At 70.9% G+C, this 17,653-nt stretch carries 18 protein-coding genes and 4 tRNA genes; 18 read left to right on the plus strand and 4 right to left on the minus strand.

Going from position 1 to position 17,653, the window contains the following annotated elements; all coding sequences use genetic code 11:
- The first annotated feature begins 1 nt into the window (after position 1).
- From nuoL to BJ975_RS00665, 4 genes are read left to right on the plus strand one after another with little or no spacing between them, the layout of a single operon-like run.
- Complete coding sequence (gene nuoL, locus BJ975_RS00650) at positions 2-1,879, plus strand: NADH-quinone oxidoreductase subunit L (protein ID WP_179422662.1); 1,878 nt, start codon at positions 2-4, stop codon at positions 1,877-1,879.
- Positions 1,876-3,414: an NADH-quinone oxidoreductase subunit M gene (locus tag BJ975_RS00655; protein WP_179422664.1), complete on the plus strand. Its 1,539-nt coding sequence runs from the start codon at positions 1,876-1,878 to the stop codon at positions 3,412-3,414. Before nuoL ends, BJ975_RS00655 begins: the two co-directional genes overlap by 4 nt.
- The gene (gene nuoN / locus BJ975_RS00660; protein ID WP_179422666.1) at positions 3,411-5,054 is read left to right on the plus strand and encodes an NADH-quinone oxidoreductase subunit NuoN; all 1,644 of its coding nucleotides are present in this window, start codon (positions 3,411-3,413) and stop codon (positions 5,052-5,054) included. Before BJ975_RS00655 ends, nuoN begins: the two co-directional genes overlap by 4 nt.
- A 38-nt stretch (positions 5,055-5,092) precedes the next feature.
- Positions 5,093-6,079 (plus strand): polyprenyl synthetase family protein, encoded by a 987-nt coding sequence (locus BJ975_RS00665; RefSeq protein WP_317628229.1) that lies wholly within the window; start codon positions 5,093-5,095, stop codon positions 6,077-6,079.
- 47 nt (positions 6,080-6,126) lie between these two features.
- Here BJ975_RS00665 and rarD read toward each other — a convergent pair whose 3' ends face one another.
- The gene (gene rarD / locus BJ975_RS00670) at positions 6,127-7,059 is read right to left on the minus strand and encodes an EamA family transporter RarD (protein WP_179422670.1); all 933 of its coding nucleotides are present in this window, start codon (positions 7,057-7,059) and stop codon (positions 6,127-6,129) included.
- Positions 7,060-7,120: 61 nt separating this feature from the next.
- On the opposite strand from rarD, the gene BJ975_RS00675 reads away from it, so the two are divergent.
- A complete protein-coding gene (locus tag BJ975_RS00675; RefSeq protein ID WP_179422672.1) occupies positions 7,121-8,329 on the plus strand; it encodes an MFS transporter in 1,209 nt (402 codons plus the stop codon).
- 337 nt (positions 8,330-8,666) lie between these two features.
- Here BJ975_RS00675 and BJ975_RS00680 read toward each other — a convergent pair whose 3' ends face one another.
- Positions 8,667-9,158, minus strand: coding sequence for a YajQ family cyclic di-GMP-binding protein (locus tag BJ975_RS00680; RefSeq protein ID WP_179422674.1), 492 nt, complete (start codon positions 9,156-9,158; stop codon positions 8,667-8,669).
- Between the two features lie 101 nt (positions 9,159-9,259).
- On the opposite strand from BJ975_RS00680, the gene BJ975_RS00685 reads away from it, so the two are divergent.
- The 10 genes from BJ975_RS00685 to BJ975_RS00730 all read left to right on the plus strand — a co-directional run bounded on the left by BJ975_RS00685 (position 9,260) and on the right by BJ975_RS00730 (position 14,804).
- Positions 9,260-9,341, plus strand: a tRNA-Tyr gene (locus BJ975_RS00685).
- An 88-nt stretch (positions 9,342-9,429) separates the two neighbouring features.
- Complete coding sequence (locus BJ975_RS00690) at positions 9,430-9,726, plus strand: hypothetical protein (protein WP_179422676.1); 297 nt, start codon at positions 9,430-9,432, stop codon at positions 9,724-9,726.
- A gap of 21 nt (positions 9,727-9,747) precedes the next feature.
- Positions 9,748-10,662, plus strand: coding sequence for a glucosyl-3-phosphoglycerate synthase (locus BJ975_RS00695; protein ID WP_179422678.1), 915 nt, complete (start codon positions 9,748-9,750; stop codon positions 10,660-10,662).
- A complete protein-coding gene (folP, locus tag BJ975_RS00700; RefSeq protein WP_179422681.1) occupies positions 10,659-11,522 on the plus strand; it encodes a dihydropteroate synthase in 864 nt (287 codons plus the stop codon). Before BJ975_RS00695 ends, folP begins: the two co-directional genes overlap by 4 nt.
- On the plus strand, positions 11,519-12,037 hold the full coding sequence (locus BJ975_RS00705) for a class III extradiol ring-cleavage dioxygenase family protein (protein ID WP_317628228.1): 519 nt from the start codon (positions 11,519-11,521) through the stop codon (positions 12,035-12,037). Before folP ends, BJ975_RS00705 begins: the two co-directional genes overlap by 4 nt.
- A 126-nt stretch (positions 12,038-12,163) precedes the next feature.
- Complete coding sequence (locus BJ975_RS00710; RefSeq protein WP_179422683.1) at positions 12,164-13,189, plus strand: quinone-dependent dihydroorotate dehydrogenase; 1,026 nt, start codon at positions 12,164-12,166, stop codon at positions 13,187-13,189.
- An 86-nt stretch (positions 13,190-13,275) separates the two neighbouring features.
- A tRNA-Thr gene (locus BJ975_RS00715) sits at positions 13,276-13,348 on the plus strand.
- A 29-nt stretch (positions 13,349-13,377) separates the two neighbouring features.
- A tRNA-Met gene (locus BJ975_RS00720) sits at positions 13,378-13,451 on the plus strand.
- Positions 13,452-13,521: 70 nt separating this feature from the next.
- Positions 13,522-13,692, plus strand: a complete 171-nt coding sequence (gene rpmG / locus BJ975_RS00725) for a 50S ribosomal protein L33 (protein ID WP_179422685.1) — start codon at positions 13,522-13,524, stop codon at positions 13,690-13,692.
- Positions 13,693-13,781: 89 nt separating this feature from the next.
- Positions 13,782-14,804, plus strand: a complete 1,023-nt coding sequence (locus tag BJ975_RS00730) for a UDP-N-acetylmuramate dehydrogenase (protein ID WP_179422687.1) — start codon at positions 13,782-13,784, stop codon at positions 14,802-14,804.
- A 16-nt stretch (positions 14,805-14,820) separates the two neighbouring features.
- On the opposite strand, the gene BJ975_RS00735 is transcribed toward BJ975_RS00730, so the two are convergent.
- Together BJ975_RS00735 and BJ975_RS00740 are read right to left on the minus strand one after the other, a co-directional pair.
- The gene (locus tag BJ975_RS00735; RefSeq protein WP_179422689.1) at positions 14,821-15,333 is read right to left on the minus strand and encodes a DUF4190 domain-containing protein; all 513 of its coding nucleotides are present in this window, start codon (positions 15,331-15,333) and stop codon (positions 14,821-14,823) included.
- Positions 15,330-16,361, minus strand: a complete 1,032-nt coding sequence (locus BJ975_RS00740) for an adenosine deaminase (RefSeq protein WP_179422691.1) — start codon at positions 16,359-16,361, stop codon at positions 15,330-15,332. Before BJ975_RS00740 ends, BJ975_RS00735 begins: the two co-directional genes overlap by 4 nt.
- Positions 16,362-16,500: 139 nt before the next feature.
- On the opposite strand from BJ975_RS00740, the gene BJ975_RS00745 reads away from it, so the two are divergent.
- The 3 genes from BJ975_RS00745 (at position 16,501) to nusG (ending at position 17,642) form a co-directional block, all read left to right on the plus strand.
- Positions 16,501-16,573 (plus strand) — tRNA-Trp (locus BJ975_RS00745).
- A 42-nt stretch (positions 16,574-16,615) separates the two neighbouring features.
- The gene (gene secE / locus BJ975_RS00750) at positions 16,616-16,837 is read left to right on the plus strand and encodes a preprotein translocase subunit SecE (protein WP_179422693.1); all 222 of its coding nucleotides are present in this window, start codon (positions 16,616-16,618) and stop codon (positions 16,835-16,837) included.
- Positions 16,838-16,853: 16 nt separating this feature from the next.
- Positions 16,854-17,642, plus strand: coding sequence for a transcription termination/antitermination protein NusG (gene nusG / locus BJ975_RS00755; protein WP_218845697.1), 789 nt, complete (start codon positions 16,854-16,856; stop codon positions 17,640-17,642).
- Positions 17,643-17,653 lie beyond the last annotated feature (11 nt).

The raw sequence follows: 17,653 nt of genomic DNA on the forward strand, positions 1-17,653 counted from the left end.
CGTGCTGGAACTTTCCTGGCTGCTCATCGCCATCCCCCTGGCGGGCGCAGCGCTGCTGCTGACGTGGGGCAAGGAGTCCGACCGCTTCGGTCACCTCATCGCCACCGCGTGCTCGGCCGCGTCGTTCGTGCTGGGCCTCGTGATGTTCATCGAGCTCGCCGGACGCGACTCCGGCGACCGCTCGGTCACCACGACCCTCGGCACGTGGATCGACGCGGGCCGCTTCCACGTGGACTTCTCGTTCACGTTCGACACGCTCTCGAGCCTGTTCGTCCTGCTGATCACCGGCGTCGGCACGCTCATCCACGTGTACTCGATCGGGTACATGGCGCACGACCCGCGCCGCCGCCGCTTCTTCGCCTTCCTGAACCTGTTCATCGCGGCGATGCTGACGCTCGTCCTGGCAGCGGACTACCTCGTGCTGTTCCTCGGCTGGGAGGGCGTCGGCCTGGCGTCCTACCTGCTCATCGGGTTCTGGCAGCACAAGCCGTCGGCCGCAGCCGCCGCGAAGAAGGCCTTCGTGCTGAATCGCGTCGGCGACCTCGGCATGGCCCTGGCGATCATGACGATGTTCGCCTGGTTCGGCACCAGCTCGATCGCCGCGGTGAACGCGCAGGTCCACTCGGTCTCGGGCAACGTCGCCACCGCGCTCGGCCTGCTCCTGCTGCTGGGCGCGTGCGGCAAGTCGGCGCAGTTCCCGCTGCAGGCCTGGCTGCTCGACGCGATGGAGGGCCCCACCCCGGTCTCGGCGCTCATCCACGCCGCCACCATGGTCACCGCTGGCGTCTACCTGGTGGTCCGCTCGCACGACGTCTTCGACGCCTCGGAGACCGCGCGCAGCTTCGTCATCGCGGTCGGCTTCATCACGCTGCTGGCCGGCGCCTGGATCGGCTGTACGAAGGACGACATCAAGAAGGCGCTCGCCGGCTCCACGATGAGCCAGATCGGCTACATGATGCTCGCCGCCGGCCTCGGCCCCGCGGGCTACGCCTTCGCGATCTTCCACCTGCTGACGCACGGCTTCTTCAAGGCCAACATGTTCCTCGGCGCCGGCTCGGTCATGCACGGCATGAACGACGACGTCGACATGCGCCACTACGGCGGCCTGCGCCAGGCCATGCCGATCACGTTCTACACGTTCGGCATCGGCTACCTGGCGATCCTGGGCTTCCCGGGCACCTCGGGCTTCTTCTCCAAGGACAAGATCATCGAGGCGGCCCTGGGCGAGAACATCTGGGTGGGCCTCGCCGCCCTGATCGGCGCCGGCATCACCGCGTTCTACATGACGCGCCTCATGCTGATGACCTTCTTCGGCGAGAAGCGCTGGCGCGAGGACGTGCACCCGCACGAGTCGCCCGCCGTGATGACCGTGCCGCTGATCGTGCTGGCGGCGCTCTCGCTGCTGGCCGGCGTGATGGCGTTCGGCGACTGGATCGAGAAGTGGCTCGAGCCGGCCACCGGCCACACCGAGCACCACGAGTTCGGGGTGCCGATCTTCGTCATCACGCTCATCGTGCTGGCGGTCGTGGCGGCCGGCGTGGCGCTCGCGTGGGTCCTCTACGGACGCCGCGAGATCGCCGACACGGCGCCCGCCGACTCCGAGGTCTCGATCTTCACGCGGGCCGGTCGCGCCGAGCTGTACGGCAACAACGTGAACGATGCGCTGGTGGGCCGCCCCGCGACCCACCTCACCCGAGCCCTCGTCTGGGCCGACGCGAAGGTCATCGACGGCCTCGTGTCGGGGTCGGCCGACCGCATCGGTGAAGTCTCCGGCGAGCTGCGCAAGCCGCAGACCGGCTATGTCCGTTCCTATGCACTGATGGTGCTCGGAGGTGCTCTCGTGGTCCTGCTGGGCCTGCTGGCGGTGACGCTCGCATGATGCTGTCCCTGCTGATCGCCGTCCCGCTCATCGGCGCGCTCGTCGTGGCGCTGCTGCCGCGCACGGTCGACGCCGTCCTGCCGCGGTACGTCGCGGTCGCCGTGTCGCTGCTGACCCTCGTCATGTCGCTCGCGCTGCTCGCGCGGTTCGACATCGAGAGCGGCGGCTACCAGCTGACCGAGGAGTACGAGTGGATCGGCGCGATCGGCGCCCACTGGGCACTCGGCGTCAACGGCATCGGCCTGACGATGATCTTCCTGGTCACCGTCCTCGTGCCGATCGTGCTGCTGGCCTCGTGGCGCGACAAGGAGGACGACCCCGCGGGGACGAACTCGTACTTCGCGCTGATGCTGGTGCTGGAGGCGCTCGCGATCGGCGTGTTCGCCGCCACCGACGTCTTCACGTTCTACGTGCTGTTCGAGGCCACCCTGATCCCGATCTACTTCCTGATCGGTGGTCACGGCACGGGCCAGCGCAGCTACGCCGCGGTGAAGTTCCTCGTCTACAACCTCGTCGGCGGCCTGCTCATGCTGGCGTCGGTCGTGGGTCTGTACGTGCTCTCCACGCAGCAGGGCGGCCCGAGCTTCCTGCATGCCGACCTCATGAGCCTCGAGATGTCGCAGTCCACCGAGCGCCTGCTGTTCCTGGGCTTCTTCATCGCGTTCGCGATCAAGGCGCCGCTGTGGCCGCTGCACACGTGGCTGCCCGACGCGGCCGCCTCGGCGACGCCCGGCACCTCGGTGCTGATGGTCAGCGTGATCGACAAGATCGGCACGTTCGGCATGATCCGCTGGTGCCTCGAGCTGTTCCCGGGCGCCTCGGAGTGGGCCAGCCCGGTCGTGCTCGTCCTCGCGGTCATCAGCATCCTGTACGGCGCGCTGCTCGCGATCGGGCAGGACGACCTGCGCCGCCTCATCGCGCTCACGTCGGTGTCGCACTTCGGCTTCATCATCCTGGGCATCTTCGCCTTCACGTCGGTGTCGATGACCGGCTCGGTGCTCTACATGTTCAACCACGGTCTCTCCACCGCGGTGCTGTTCCTCGTCGCGGGCATGATGATCGCCCGCCGCGGCTCGGCGCGCATCAGCGACTACGGCGGCGTCCAGAAGGTCGCCCCGGTGCTCTCCGGCGTGCTGCTCGTGGGCGGCCTGTCGAGCCTCTCGCTGCCCGGCCTGGCGCCGTTCGTGTCGGAGTTCCTCGTGCTCGTCGGCACCTTCAGCCGCTCGATCCCGATCGCCACCGTGGCGACGCTGGGCATCGTGCTGGCCGCGGTCTACATCCTGCTCATGTACCAGCGCACGATGACCGGCCCGCTCAACGAGGGCACTGCCGGGTTCACCGACCTGTCGCGCCGCGAGGTGGGGGCGCTCGCGCCCGCGCTCGTGCTCATCATCGGCCTGGGCTTCGTGCCCCAGCCGCTGCTCGAGGTGATCGATCCGGCCGTCGAGCCGGTCGTGGCCACGGTGGGGGTCGGCGATCCGCCGCAGCGCGCGCCCATCGACCTCGCAGACCAGACGGAAGGAGCCCACGAATGATCGGCACGCTCGCGTCCGTCCTGCCCGGGTCCCTGGCCGCCGACGGCCCCGACATCCCCGCGGCCGACCTCGACTACGGCCAGCTGTCGCCGCTGATCGCGATCGCCGCGGTCGCGATGATCGGCCTCGTCGTGGAGGTCGTCGCGCCCCGCCGGGCGCGCTTCGTCGCCCAGACCGTCGTCGCGGTGCTTGGCTCGATCATCACGCTCGGCCTCACCGTGTGGGTCTACCTCGGCCTCGAGGAGGTGCCCGAGGGTCGCTGGGCGGCCCTGGGCTCCGTCGGGGGCGAGGGCGCCGTCGCGGTCGACGGTCCCGGCGTCCTCACGTGGGCGATGCTGCTCATCTTCGGCATCCTGTCGTTCCTGATGTTCGCCGAGCGCAGCCACGAGGGCGGCCTCAGCGACTTCATCGGCCGCGCCGCCGATGCCCCGGGCTCGCCCGGCGAGACCGAGGCCACCTCGGCCCGCCTCGAGCACACCGAGGTCTTCCCGCTGGCGACGTTCGCGCTGGCCGGCATGATGCTGTTCGCGGTCTCGAACGACCTCATCACGATGTTCGTCGCCCTCGAGGTGCTGTCGCTGCCGCTGTACGTGCTGTGCGGCGTGGCGCGTCGTCGTCGCCTGCTCAGCCAGGAAGCGGCGATGAAGTACTTCCTGCTGGGTGCGTTCTCGTCGGCGTTCTTCCTCTACGGCGCGGCGCTGGCCTACGGCTACTCCGGCAGCCTCAACCTGACCGAGATCAACACGGCCGTCTCGGCGCGCGGCGACGAGACCGCGATCCTGCTCGCGGCCATCGGGCTGCTGCTGGTGGGCCTGCTGTTCAAGGTGGGCGCGGTGCCGTTCCACAGCTGGACCCCCGACGTCTACCAGGGCGCCCCGACGCCGGTCACGGCCTTCATGGCCGCGGCCACCAAGGCCGCCGCGTTCATCGCCATGATGCGCGTGCTGTTCGTGGCCTTCGGCGGAGCGTCGTGGGACTGGCGACCCGTGCTGTGGGTCGTCGCGGTCCTCACGATGCTCGTCGGCTCGATCGTCGCGATCAGCCAGACCGACGTCAAGCGCATGCTGGCGTACTCGTCGATCGCGCACGCCGGCTTCCTCACGGTGGGCCTCTCGGGCGCCTACCTGGGCGACCAGGAGGGCCTGTCCATCACGTCGGTCTCCTCGGTGCTGTTCTACCTGCTGGCGTACGGCGTGGCCACGATCGGCGCGTTCGCGATCGTCACGGTCGTGCGCGACTCCGCGGGCGAGACCACCCACCTGTCGAAGTGGGCCGGACTCGGCAAGGAGTCGCCGTTCCTGGCGGGCTCGTTCGCCGTGTTCATGCTGTCGTTCGCGGGCATCCCGCTCACCGCCGGCTTCATCGGCAAGTGGGCCGTCTTCAGTGCGGCGTGGGGCGGCGGAGCCTGGCTCCTCGTCGTCATCGGCGTGCTGTGCAGCGCCGTCGCGGCCTACTTCTACGTCCGCGTGATCGTGCTGATGTTCTTCACCGACCCCGTCGGTGATGGGCCGACCGTGGCCGTCGCGGGCGTGACGACTACCGTGGTGATTGCCTTGGCCGTGATCACGACGGTCGTGCTCGGCCTCCTGCCGGGTCCGATGCTCGATCTGGCCCAGAACGCCGGCGCCTTCGTGCGCTAGCGGGCATGTCGTCGGCGGTCGTGGGAAGGAAGTGGGACGTGGCCAGCGTCGGGTCGTTCGCGGATGACGCGTTGGAGCAGCGGGTCTCGGCCGGTGTGCAGCAGGTCGAGGACCTGCTCGTCACCTCGGCCCACAGCCCCGAGCCCCTCGTCGCCGAGGCCTCCTCGCACCTGCTGCAGGCCGGTGGCAAGCGCTTCCGCCCCCTGCTCACGGTGCTGTGCGCCGAGTTCGGCGACCCCACCGCTCCGGACATCGTCCCGGCGGCCGTGGTGGTCGAGCTGACGCACCTCGCCACGCTGTACCACGACGACGTGATGGACGAGGCGTCCATGCGCCGCGGTGCTCCCAGCGCGAACGCGCGCTGGAACAACTCGGTCGCGATCCTGGTGGGCGACTTCCTGTTCGCGCGTGCCTCGTCCCTCGTGGCCGACCTCGGTCCCGAGGCCGTCCGCATCCAGGCCGAGACGTTCGCCCGCCTGGTGCACGGCCAGCTGCGCGAGACCCTCGGTCCCGGTCCCGACGACGACCCGCTCGAGCACTACCTCTCGGTGGTGGCCGACAAGACGGGCTCGCTGATCGCCACCGCCGCGCGCTTCGGCGCGATGATGTCCGGTGCGGGCGAGGACGTCGAGGCCACGCTGCTGGAGTTCGGCGAGCGCATCGGCGTCGCCTTCCAGCTGGCCGACGACATCATCGACATCGCCAGCGACGCCGACGACTCGGGCAAGGTGCCCGGCACCGACCTGCGCGAGGGCGTGCCCACGCTGCCCACCCTGCTGGTGCAGTCCGCGCCGGTGGAGGGCGACGAGCGCCTGCGCGAGCTGCTCTCGGGCCCGATCGCCGACGAGGACGACGTCCAGTGGGTCATCCGCGCCCTGCGCGAGCACCCCGCGATGGACCGCGCCCGCGCCTACGTCCGTGCCGAGGCCGACGCGGCACGCGCCCTGCTCGCGAAGCTCCCGGCCGGCCCGGCCCGCGACGCCCTCGACGACATCTGCACCCGCGCCACCGACCGCCTCGGCTGACCAGCCCTCCGCCGCCGGCCGGAACCGCGCACTCGCGGGGGAGGCGGTCAGATCGCGGTCGACTCAGCCGCGCACTCGTCGGCGGTGCGCTTGGCGCGACGCCGCGTGCGCATCGCGTCGTAGGTGAAGATCACCAGCGCCGCCCACACGATCACGAAGCCGATCCAGCGCGCCGTGCCCATGTGCTCGCCGAAGATCGTCAGCCCGAAGATGAACTGCAGGATCGGTCCGAGGTACTGCAGGATGCCGATGGTCGTGAGCGAGAGCCTGATCGCGGCGGCGCCGAACATCAGCAGTGGGATCGCGGTGACGATGCCGGTGCCCATCAGCAGCACCGTGTTGAGCGCGCCCTCGTGCCCGAACGCCAGCGTGCCGTTGACCCCGAGGAACACCAGGAAGGCGATGGCGAACGGGGTGAGGATCGTCGTCTCCACCGAGAGCGCCTCGATCGTGCCGAGGTTCGCGCGCTTCTTGAGGAATCCATAGGTCGCGAAGCTCGTGGCCAGCACGAGGGCGACCCACGGCGGGCGGCCGTAGTCCACGGTCAGCACGACCACCGCGAGGATGCCCAGCCCGACCGCGACCCACTGCAGGCGCCGCAGGCTCTCGCCCAGGACGAAGACGCCGAGCAGCACGGTCATGAGCGGGTTGATGAAGTAGCCGAGGCTCGTCTCGATGACGTGACCGTTGGTGACGCCCCAGATGAACGCACCCCAGTTGATGGTGATGACCACCGAGGCGAGCGCGAGCGGCACCATGAGCCGACGCTGGCCGATGATCGCGCGGAACGCGCCCCACTTGCGTGCGATGGTCAGCAGGCCGAGGCAGAAGACGAAGGTCCAGACGATGCGGTGCGCGAGCACCTCGTACGCCGACGCGGGCTCGAGCAGGGGCCAGTAGAGGGGGAAGAAGCCCCAGCACAGGTAGGCGGCCGTCCCGTAGATCAGCCCTGCCTTGGAGTCGGAATTGGTCGTCGCCACGTGCTGAGTCAACACCCTTTCCTGCCGCCGTCTTCCCCGCGGGTGGTCCTAGAGTCGTGGCATGGGGGTGAGAGGCCGGTTCCTGCTGCTGCTCGGGCTGCGCTGGCTGGCCACCGGGCTCCTCATGCCGGTGTCCCTGCTGCTGCCTTTGGAGCGCGGTCTGACGATCGCCGAGGTCGGCCTGGCGATGGCCGCGCAGGGCGTCGTCGTGCTGGTCATGGAGATCCCCAGCGGGGCGCTCGCGGACTCGTGGGGGCGCCGGCCGGTGTTCATCGCGTCGGGCGTCGCGGCGATCGCGGCCTACGGCCTCACGCTCGTGGCGCAGTCGGTGCTGGCGTTCGCGCTGGCGTGGGCCGTCAGCGGCCTGTTCAGGGCCCTCGACAGCGGGGCGCTCGAGTCGTGGTTCGTCGACGCCGAGAACGCCCGCGGCGCCTCGGACGAGGTGCCCTCCGCGCTCGCCCTGGCCGGTGGCGTCATCAGCGGAGCCATCGCGGTCGGCTCGGTGCTCACCGCGGGTCTGCTCTACGTCGCCCCGTGGTCCGACGGGGTCGCGCTGGCCGTGCCCTACGCGCTGTCGATCGCCATCGTCGTCGTGCAGATCGGGTGCGCGCGGCTGCTGATGGAGTCGGTCCAGCACACCGAGGAGGCCGCGCCCGGCTGGCGCGCGACGCTCGTCTCGGGCGTGCGGATCGCCTTCGGCCGCCGTCTGCGCCTGCTGACCGCCGCGATGCTGCTGTGCGGTGTTGCCGTCGCGGGGCTCGAGCTGCTGATGCCGGTGCGGCTCGCCGAGTTCTCGTCCGACACCAGCAGCGCGGGCACCGTGCTCGGCATCGTGTCGTCGATCGCGTGGGGCCTGGCGGCGCTCGGTGCCACGGTGGCCTCTCGGGTGCTGCGCGAGGTCGGGCCGGGAGTCCTCGCGCCGATCCTCGGCGCCGCCGAGGCGATCGGTCTCGCGATCATGGCGATCGCCGGCGGTCCGGTCGCGCTGATCGCGGGCTTCTGGCTCTGCTACCTCGTGCACACGTCGTTCGGCGCCGCGTACAACGCGCTCGTGCACGACCGCGTCACCGAGGCGAACCGCGCCACGGCGCTCTCGGTCACCTCGATGGCGTTCCTGGGCTCGGCCTCGGCCGGGGGAGTGGCGCTCGGGTTCGTCGCGGACGAGCTCAGCGCCGCGTGGGCCCTCGTCGCGGCCGCGGCGGTCATGCTGCTCGCCGCGGTCCTCGTGGCGGGCGCCGCCCGCCAGCGCGGCGTCACGGTTCAGCGGTAGTCGGGAGGTGTGCCCCGATGCCGTCCTCCCACCGGGCACCGGGGCCTTTCCCCCAGCGCGGGCGGCCTTCCCCAACGGCCCGCGCGTTCGAATGTAGTTCAATCCTCAACGAGTTTCCGGAGAATGCGGAGACCGCGCGACACGACGGGGCGCAGGCAGAGGCCCCAGGGAGGGAGTCACCTGGGGCCTCTTCAGTGATCCGCTGCCGGGGAAGAGCGGACCTCGGGGTCGGGGGTCCCCGTGGGGAGATTCTCTACACTGCCCGGAACATGCGCCAGTGCCCCGCCACGGGACGGACGAGTAACAAGCGAGAGGCGGCGGGCGCCGCGGCCGGGGATCAGCGGTAGTTGGTGAACTGCACCGCGAAGTCGAGGTCGGCGTTCTTGACCAGCGCGATGACCTCCTGCAGGTCGTCACGGGACTTGCTCGTGACGCGCAGCTCGTCGCCCTGGATCTGCACCTTCACGCCCTTGGGCCCCTCGTCGCGGATCAGCTTGCTGACCTTCTTGGCCTGCTCGGTGCTGATGCCCTCGCCGAAGGTGCCGTTGATCTTGACGTCCTTGCCCGACTGGCGCGGCTCGTCGGCCTCGAAGGCCTTGAGGCTGATGTTCCGCTTGACCAGCTTGGTCTGGAAGACGTCGAGGATGGCGCGGGCGCGCTCCTCGGCGTTCGCGGTGATCTCCACGCCCCACTCGCCCTTCCACTCGATGGAGGCGTTGGTGTTCTTGAAGTCGTAGCGCGTCGAGATCTCCTTGACCGCCTGGTTGAGGGCGTTGTCGGCCTCTTGGCGGTCGATCTTGCTGACGATGTCGAAGGAGGAGTCGGCCATGGGGCCACCCTACGGCCTGCCGCGCCGCGCGGGAGCGGTGCTCCGAGGCGGCCCTGATTTCGGGCCCGGCGGGACGCTGGGGTAATCTTGCAGACTGTCGCGGCAGGTTGCCCGAGCGGCCAAAGGGAGCTGACTGTAAATCAGCCGGCATTGCCTTCAGAGGTTCGAATCCTCTACCTGCCACGTGACGCGAGCCCCCGACCGGAGACGGTCGGGGGCTCGTCCCTTTCCCACCCCACATCCGTCGGTGGTGGCCCCTATCGTCGGTGGCATGAGCGCCACCGACGACCGCCCGGGCGAGGACTGGACGCTGCACGCCCTCTACGACCTCGTGCCCGACGCGTACGAGCTCGACCTGCTCGAGGAGGCCCGCTGCCCCGCCGGGGGACACTCCCGTGCCGAGGTCGCGGACGCTCTCGAGGACGCCCGCCGCGAGGCGATCGCCGCGCTGGGCCACGACGCGGAGTCCGCGGCCGAGGTCGACGCCCCGGTGCCGTCGCCGGCCCAGGCGCGCTTCACGGTCGAGCGGCTGCTCGGCGGCGTGGTCGTCGACGGCGACCCCTGCTGACCCCACGAGTACGGTGAACGCGTGGCAGACACGTGGTTCGACCGGCGCACGTTCCGGCGTCCGTGGGACCTCGACGGGCTGCTCGACGCCAAGCGCGCGACGGGCACCCGCGTCAGCCTCGTGATCCCCGCGGTCAACGAGGCCGCCACGGTCGGCGACGTCGTGGGCCGGATCCACGACGCATTCGTCCGCGACTCCGACTTCGTCGACGAGCTCGTCGTCGTCGACGGCGGCTCGACCGACGACACGGCCCGGATCGCGGCGGAGGCAGGTGCCCGCGTCCACTCCCTCGCCGACATCCGCCCCGACCTCGGCCACCGTGCCGGCAAGGGCGAGTCCATCTGGAAGTCGCAGCTCGTCACCACGGGCGACGTCCTCGCGTTCGTCGACGCCGACCTCACCGAGTGGGACACGCACTTCGTCACCGGCCTGCTCGGCCCGCTGCTCACGGACCCGGGGGTCGCCCTCGTCAAGGGCTTCTACGAGCGGCCGTTCCGCGCCGGCGCCGCCGACGACCCGCAGGGCGGCGGTCGCGCCACCGAGCTCGTCGCCCGTCCGCTGCTCGCGCTGGCCCGACCGCACCTCGGCCGCGTGGTGCAGCCGCTCGCGGGGGAGTGGGCGGTGCGCCGTTCGGTCTACGAGACCCTCCACGTCCCGGTCGGCTACGGCGTCGACCTCGCGGCCCTCATCGACGTCTCCGACCGCCTCGGCCTCGACGCGGTCGCGCAGGTCGACCTCGGCCGCCGCGCCCACTCGCACCAGTCGCTGCAGGACCTCGGACCCATGGCGGTGCAGCTCACCGCGGCCGTGTTGTCGCGCTCCGACGCCCGCGTGGGGGAGGATCGCGTCGTGCTCCACCAGTTCCGCGGTCTCGAGGAGATCGCGCGCGAGGTCGACCTCTCCGAGCGCCCGCCGGCCGCGGAGGTCGCACGATGACCCTGCGCCTCGGCCGCCACACCTTCGCCGACGACGCCACGCTGATGATGGCGATCGTCAACCGCACCCCCGACTCGTTCTTCGACAAGGGCGCCACGTGGGCCGAGGACTCCGCGTTCGACCGCGTGCAGCAGGTCGTCGAGGAGGGCGCAGAGATCGTCGACATCGGCGGCATCAAGGCGGCACCCGGCGTAGAGATCGACGCGGACGAGGAGAAGCGCCGCGTCGTCGGCTTCGTCGAGCGCGTGCGATCGGCGTTCCCCGGCGTCGTGATCAGCGTCGACACGTGGCGTGCCGAAGTCGGCCGTGCCGTCTGCGAGGCCGGCGCCGACCTGCTCAACGACGCCTGGGGCGGTGCCGACCCTGGCCTGGCCGAGGTCGCCGCCGAGTTCGACGTCGCGATGGTCTGCACGCACACCGGCGGCGTCACGCCCCGCACCCGGCCGCACCGGCTGGAGTACGACGACGTGGTCGCCGACGCGATCGCCTCCACGGTGGCCCAGGCCGAGCGCGCCGTCTCGCTCGGCGTCGCCCGTGAGAGCCTCCTGATCGACCCGGCCCACGACTTCGGCAAGAACACGTTCCACTCGCTCGAGGTCACTCGACGGCTCGGCGAGATGGTCGACACCGGCTGGCCCGTGCTCGTCTCGCTGTCGAACAAGGACTTCGTCGGCGAGACGCTCGACGCGCCGGTCGGAGAGCGCCTGCTGGGCACGCTCGCGGCCACCGCCGTCGCCGCCACGGCCGGGGCGCGCGTCTACCGCGTGCACCAAGTGCCCGAGACGCGCCAGGTCGTCGACATGGCGTGGACGATCGCCGGGCGCCGTCCGCCCGCCCGGGCGATCCGAGGTCTCGCGTGATCCGCCGACTCGTCGTGCTGCCGCCCGTGCCCGCGCTGCTGCCGCGCTACGCGAGCCTCGAGGACCCCGTGGCCGAGCTCCGCGTCTCCGCCGTCGCGGCGGTGCAGGCGATCACGCGCGGCGTCGAGGCGGTCTCGGTCGTCGGTGACGACCCCTTCGCCCCCGAGGTGGCGCGAGCCCTGCTCGACGCGGCCGGCTTCACGGGTCGGGTCGAGGACGGCGCCGAGGTGCTGCTGGTCATGGCCAACGGCACCGCGAAGCGCGGCGAGAAGGCCCCCGGTCACCTCGACGAGCGCGCGCTCGACTTCGACGACACCGTCGACCTCGCGCTGCGCTCCGGCGACGGCTCGCGGCTCGCGGCGCTGGATCCGCAGCTCGGCGCCGAGCTCTGGGCGTCGGGGATCGAGCCGCTGGTGGACCTCGGCGAACAGCTGGGCGACGGCTGGCGGGTCTCCGTCCCCTATGCCGACGCTCCCTACGGCGTCCTCTGGTGGGTCGTCGCCTGGCTCCACTGACCTCCGGTCAGCCAGATCTGTAGCGGCATCCACTGGTTCGGGCGGATCCGGCGCGAAAAGGGTGGAAAGTGCCACAGATCTCGCGCACCGGAGGGGTGAGGTCGGCGGTGGCCTAGGGTGGTCGCCGTGGCCTACGACGCGCTCTTCGACACCGTCTTCGCCCGCATGGATCCCGAGCGGATCCACGAGCGTGCCTTCGCCGCGATCCGCGCAGGTCGCCCGCTGACCTCGCTGGCCTGCCGCGTCGAGCCGAGCCCCGTCACCGTCATGGGCGTCGAGTTCCCGCACCGCTTCGGCCTCGCCGCCGGCTTCGACAAGAACGCGCGCGGCGTCCTCGGCCTGCTCGCCCTGGGCTTCGGCCACGTCGAGATCGGCACGGTCACCGCCCGCCCGCAGCCCGGCAACGAGCGCCCGCGTCTGTTCCGGCTCGTCGACGACCACGCGATCGTCAACCGGATGGGATTCAACAACGACGGCGCGGCCCAGGTGGCCGCGCGCCTGCACCGCCTGCGCGGCACCGCCGCCGGGCAGCGGGCCGTCATCGGCGTCAACATCGGCAAGACGAAGGTCGTCCCCGCCGAGCGTGCCGCGCAGGACTACGTCGAGAGTGCGCGCCTGCTGTCGCCCTACGCGGACTACCTCGTCGTCAACGTCTCGAGCCCGAACACGCCCGGGCTGCGCGACCTGCAGGCCGTCGAGTCGCTCGAGCCGATCCTGGCTGCGGTCAAGGCCGTCGCTGACGGCAACCACGGCCGCCGCGTGCCATTGGTGGTGAAGATCGCGCCCGACCTCGCCGACGAGGACATCGACCAGGTCACCGACCTCGTCCTCGAGCTCGGTCTCGACGGCATCAGCGCCACCAACACGACGATCGCCCGGCCCGACGCGCTGCGCACGTCACGCGAGGTCGTCGACGCTGCGGGAGCCGGCGGCCTGTCCGGCCCGATCCTGGCCGAGCGCGCCACCGAGGTGCTGCGCCGGATCCGCGCGCGGGCCGGCGAGGGACTCACCCTCATCGGGGTCGGCGGGGTCACCCACGAGGCCGACGTGAGGGCCCGGATCGAGGCCGGCGCCGACCTCGTCCAGGCGTACACGGGCTTCATCTACGGGGGCCCGTCGTGGCCCTCCCGACTCGCCCGAGCCGCTCGATAATCCCTGCGATGCCGGGGTCGTGCGACGACGTGCCCACCCCGATTTGGGAACCCGGCACCTGACCCGGTATCTTTACTTGTCGGCTTGCCCCTTTAGCTCAGTCGGCAGAGCGTTTCCATGGTAAGGAAAAGGTCTACGGTTCGATTCCGTAAAGGGGCTCTGAGGAGCGAGGCGACTCGCAACTCCGTGGCTGGGTAGCTCAGTTGGTCAGAGCGCACGACTCATAATCGTGAGGTCGCGGGTTCGAGCCCCGCCCCAGCTACCGAACCGGCAAGTCAGCATCACATCACCCGCCCGGGAACGGGCGGGGCACCGACCAGAAGAGGCACACCGTGGCCAGCAAGAGCTCCGACGTTCGTCCCAAGATCACCTTGGCCTGCACTGAGTGCAAGGAACGCAACTACATCACGAAGAAGAACCGTCGCAACGATCCCGACCGCCTCGAGGTCAAGAAGTACTGCCCGCGCTGCGACGCCCACCAGGCGCACCGCGAGACGCGCTGAACCCGACTTCCGACGACCCCCGTGCCCCTGGGCACGGGGGTCGTCGACGTTTGTCAGGCCTCCCGAAGCCGCCTGCTAGCGTCACCGGCATGCACTTGTCCGAGGTCACCACGCTGCGCCTGGGAGGCCCGGCCCGAGAGGTCGTGGAGGCCACCACCGAGGACGAGCTGATCGCCGCCGTCCGCTCGGCCGACGAGGCCGGCGAGCCGGTGCTGCTGGTCGGCGGCGGCAGCAACCTCGTCGTCGCGGACGACGGCTTCGAGGGCACCGTCGTGCTGATCCGCACGCGCGGGATCGAGGTCTCGGCCGACGCGTGCAGCGGCGCCATGGTCACGGTGGCGGCCGGCGAGAGCTGGGACGGGTTCGTCGCCCACGCCGTCGCGCAGGACTGGGAGGGCGTCGAGGCCCTCGCGGGCATTCCCGGATCGGTCGGTGCCACCCCGATCCAGAACGTGGGCGCCTACGGCCAGGAGGTCGCCGACACGATCGTCAGCGTCCGCACGTGGGACCGCGTCGAGCAGCGCGTCCGCACGCTCATGTTCACCGACCTCGGCTTCGCCTACCGGCACAGCCGCTTCAAGGACGAGCCCGGCCGCTTCGTCGTGCTCACGGTCGCCTTCCAGCTGCGCTTCGCCGGCGCGCTCAGCGCCCCCGTGCGCTACGCCGAGCTGGCCCGCCACCTCGGCGTCGAGGTCGGCGCCAGGGCGCGCCTGGCGCAGGTCCGCGAGACGGTGCTGGCGCTGCGGCGGGGCAAGGGGATGGTGCTCGACGCCGACGACCACGACACGTGGAGCGCCGGGTCGTTCTTCACCAACCCGATCCTCTCGGCGCAGGAGGCCGCGGCGCTGCCCGAGGGCGCTCCGCGCTTCGAGCAGCCCGACGGGTCGGTCAAGACCAGTGCCGCATGGCTCATCGATCACGCGGGCTTCGAGAAGGGGTTCAGCCGGGGCCCCGTGGGCCTCTCCGGCAAGCACGTGCTGGCCCTCACCAATCGCGGGGGCGCCACCACGGCCGAGCTGCTCGACCTGGCGCGCGAGGTGCGCGACGGGGTGCAGCGGGAGTTCGGGATCCGGCTCGTCAACGAGCCGGTGCTCGTCGGCGCCGACCTGTAGCCGGCGCCGACGGCACTCAGGAGAACAGCGAGATCAGCGAGAGGTCGGAGTAGTCCGACGTGCTGGTCGAGGACGACGCGACGCCGATCATGATCAGCACGATCACGAAGACGAACACCACGACGCCGATGATCAGCAGGACGCTGCCGATGATGCCCAGGATGCGGCCGGCCTGCGCCTCGCCGCGACCGTCGTAGACGCCCGGGTTCGCATCGATCTCGGCGACGGCGCGGTTGCCCATCACCCAGGCGAAGGGCGCCAGGACGCCGCACACGATGAGGCCCAGGATGCCCAGGATGAGCACGAGGGTGGCCTTGGGGTGCTTGGGCGGGGGAGCGCCCCACTGCTGCTGGCCGGGCGCGCCCCACTGCTGCTGACCGGGGTACGGCTGGCCGGGCTGGGCGCCGTAGGGCTGCTGGCCGGGGTACGCGGGCTGTCCGGAGTGTCCGGGCTGCTCGGGGCCCGGGGTGGGGTCGTTCGGCTGCTGACCCGAGGAATCGCCGGGGTACGGCGGCTGGTTGTCGCTCATGGCGCCATCGTTCCACGTGCGTCGGTCAGCCAGGCCTCGACACCCGCGAGGGCGGAGGCGCGCAGGTCGTCCGGGGCGTGCGAGGCGCGCAGCGACCGCCGGGCCAGCTCGGCGAGCTCCTCGTCGCTGAAGTTCTGCGCGGCGCGCAGGAGGGCGTACTGGCCCGCGAGGCGGGTGCCGAACAGCAGGGGGTCGTCGGCGCCGAGGGCGACGTCGACCCCGGCCTCGAGCAGGTCGCGCACCGGGACCTCGTCGATCGTGGCGTAGACGCCGAGCGCGACGTTGGAGGCAGGGCACACCTCGAGGCCGATCCCGGCGTTCGCGATCGTCTCCAGCAGCCGGGGATCCTCGGCCGCCCGCACGCCGTGGCCCAGCCGGTGGGGCGCGAGGTGGGTGAGGCACTGGCGCACGTGGTCGGGCCCGCGCAGCTCGCCACCGTGGGGCGCCAGCACGAGTCCCGCGCGGTCGGCGATGCGGAACGCCGGGCCGAACGCGGCCGTGTCGCCCCGCCGCTCGTCGTTGGAGAGCCCGAATCCGTGCACGCCGCGGCCCGCGTACTGCGCCGCGAGGCGGGCGAGGGTGCGCGCGTCCATCGGGTGCCGCGTGCGGTTGGCCGCCACGATGAGGCTCATCCCCAGGCCGGTCGAGGCCGAGGCGTCACGCACCGCGTCCAGCACGAGGTCGGTGAACGCGGTGATGCCGCCGAAGCGCGCGGCGAAGCCGGAGGGGTCGACCTGGATCTCGGTCCACACGCAGCCGTCGGCGAGATCGTCCTCGGCGGCCTCGCGCACGAGGCGGCGCACGTCGTCCTCCGTGCGCAGGACCGAGCGCGCCACGTCGTAGAGTCGCTGGAAGCGGAACCAGCCCTTCTCGTCGGCGGCGGAGAGCTGCGGCGGCCACTCCTCGACGAGCGCCGAGGGCAGGTGCACGCCGTCGCGCTCGGCCAGCTCGATGAGCGTGCCGTGACGCATCGACCCGGTGAAGTGCAGGTGCAGGTGAGCCTTGGGAAGAGTCGTCAGGGGCCGCACGCGGCCATCGTGTCACGGCCGTGGGAGAGGGGCTCGGGGGACACCGGGGAAGCCCGGTTTCGCATTCGTGGCCCGGCCGCGTACACTTGACGAAACCGGCGAAACTCACCCTGTTTCGTCATGCCCGGAACCGGGCGAAAGGGCACTGGCGCAACTGGCAGCGCATCGGTCTCCAAAACCGAAGGTTGGGGGTTCAAGTCCCTCGTGCCCTGCAAGGTCGGCGGTGAGCCGACACCGTTCGACGAAGGAGCACCGTGAGCGAGAATCACGAACTGGCCGGGACGCGCACCAAGCGCACGTCCCCGCTCACGTTCTACCGCCAGGTGGTCGCCGAGCTGCGCAAGGTGGTGTGGCCGACCCGTCCGCAGGTCGTCAACTACTTCTTCGTCGTGCTCGTCTTCGTGCTGATCATGATGGCGTTCGTCTCCGCACTGGACTACGCGTTCGGCAAGGCCGCGTTCGCCATCTTCGCCTAGACCAAGGACTGACATCTTGACCTCCGAATTCGACGAGACCGACGCGCCCGTGGACGAGACGTCCGCGCACGAGCCGTCGTCCGACGAGACCCCCGACGCCGAGGGCGCGGACGAGGCCGCCGACGCCGACACCGACGCCGCGACCGAGACCTCCGAGGCCGACGCGGCCGACGCGGCCGACGAGGAGTCCGTCGACCCCCTGCAGGAGTTCCGCGACCGCCTCTGGAGCCAGCCCGGCGACTGGTACGTGATCCACACGTACGCCGGCATGGAGAAGCGCGTCCAGCAGAACCTCGAGAACCGCAAGGTCGCGCTCAACGCCGAGGACTACATCCACGAGATCGTCGTGCCGACCGAAGAGGTCGCCGAGATCAAGAACGGCCAGCGCAAGCTCGTCAAGCGCACCGTGCTCCCGGGCTACGTGCTCGTCCGCATGGACCTCACCGACGACTCGTGGGGCGTCGTGCGCCACACGCCGTCGGTCACCGGATTCGTCGGCAACGCGCACCAGCCGGTGCCGCTGAGCCTGTCCGAGGTCGAGAAGATGCTCGCCCCGGCCGTCGAGGCCGAGGTCGCCGCGGAGGCCACCGCCACCGCCGAGCCGCAGCAGAGCGCACCCGCCAAGGTCGAGTTCAGCGACTTCGCCGCCGGCGACTCGGTCCTCGTCATCGACGGGCCGTTCGCCACGCTGCACGCGACGATCACCGAGATCAACCTCGAGGGCCAGAAGGTCAAGGGCCTCGTCGAGATCTTCGGTCGCGAGACCTCGGTCGAGCTGCCGTTCGACTACATCCAGAAGGTTTGATCGCCCCGCGA

The organism is Aeromicrobium tamlense (assembly GCF_013408555.1).
In the GTDB taxonomy this organism is placed as follows: domain Bacteria; phylum Actinomycetota; class Actinomycetes; order Propionibacteriales; family Nocardioidaceae; genus Aeromicrobium; species Aeromicrobium tamlense.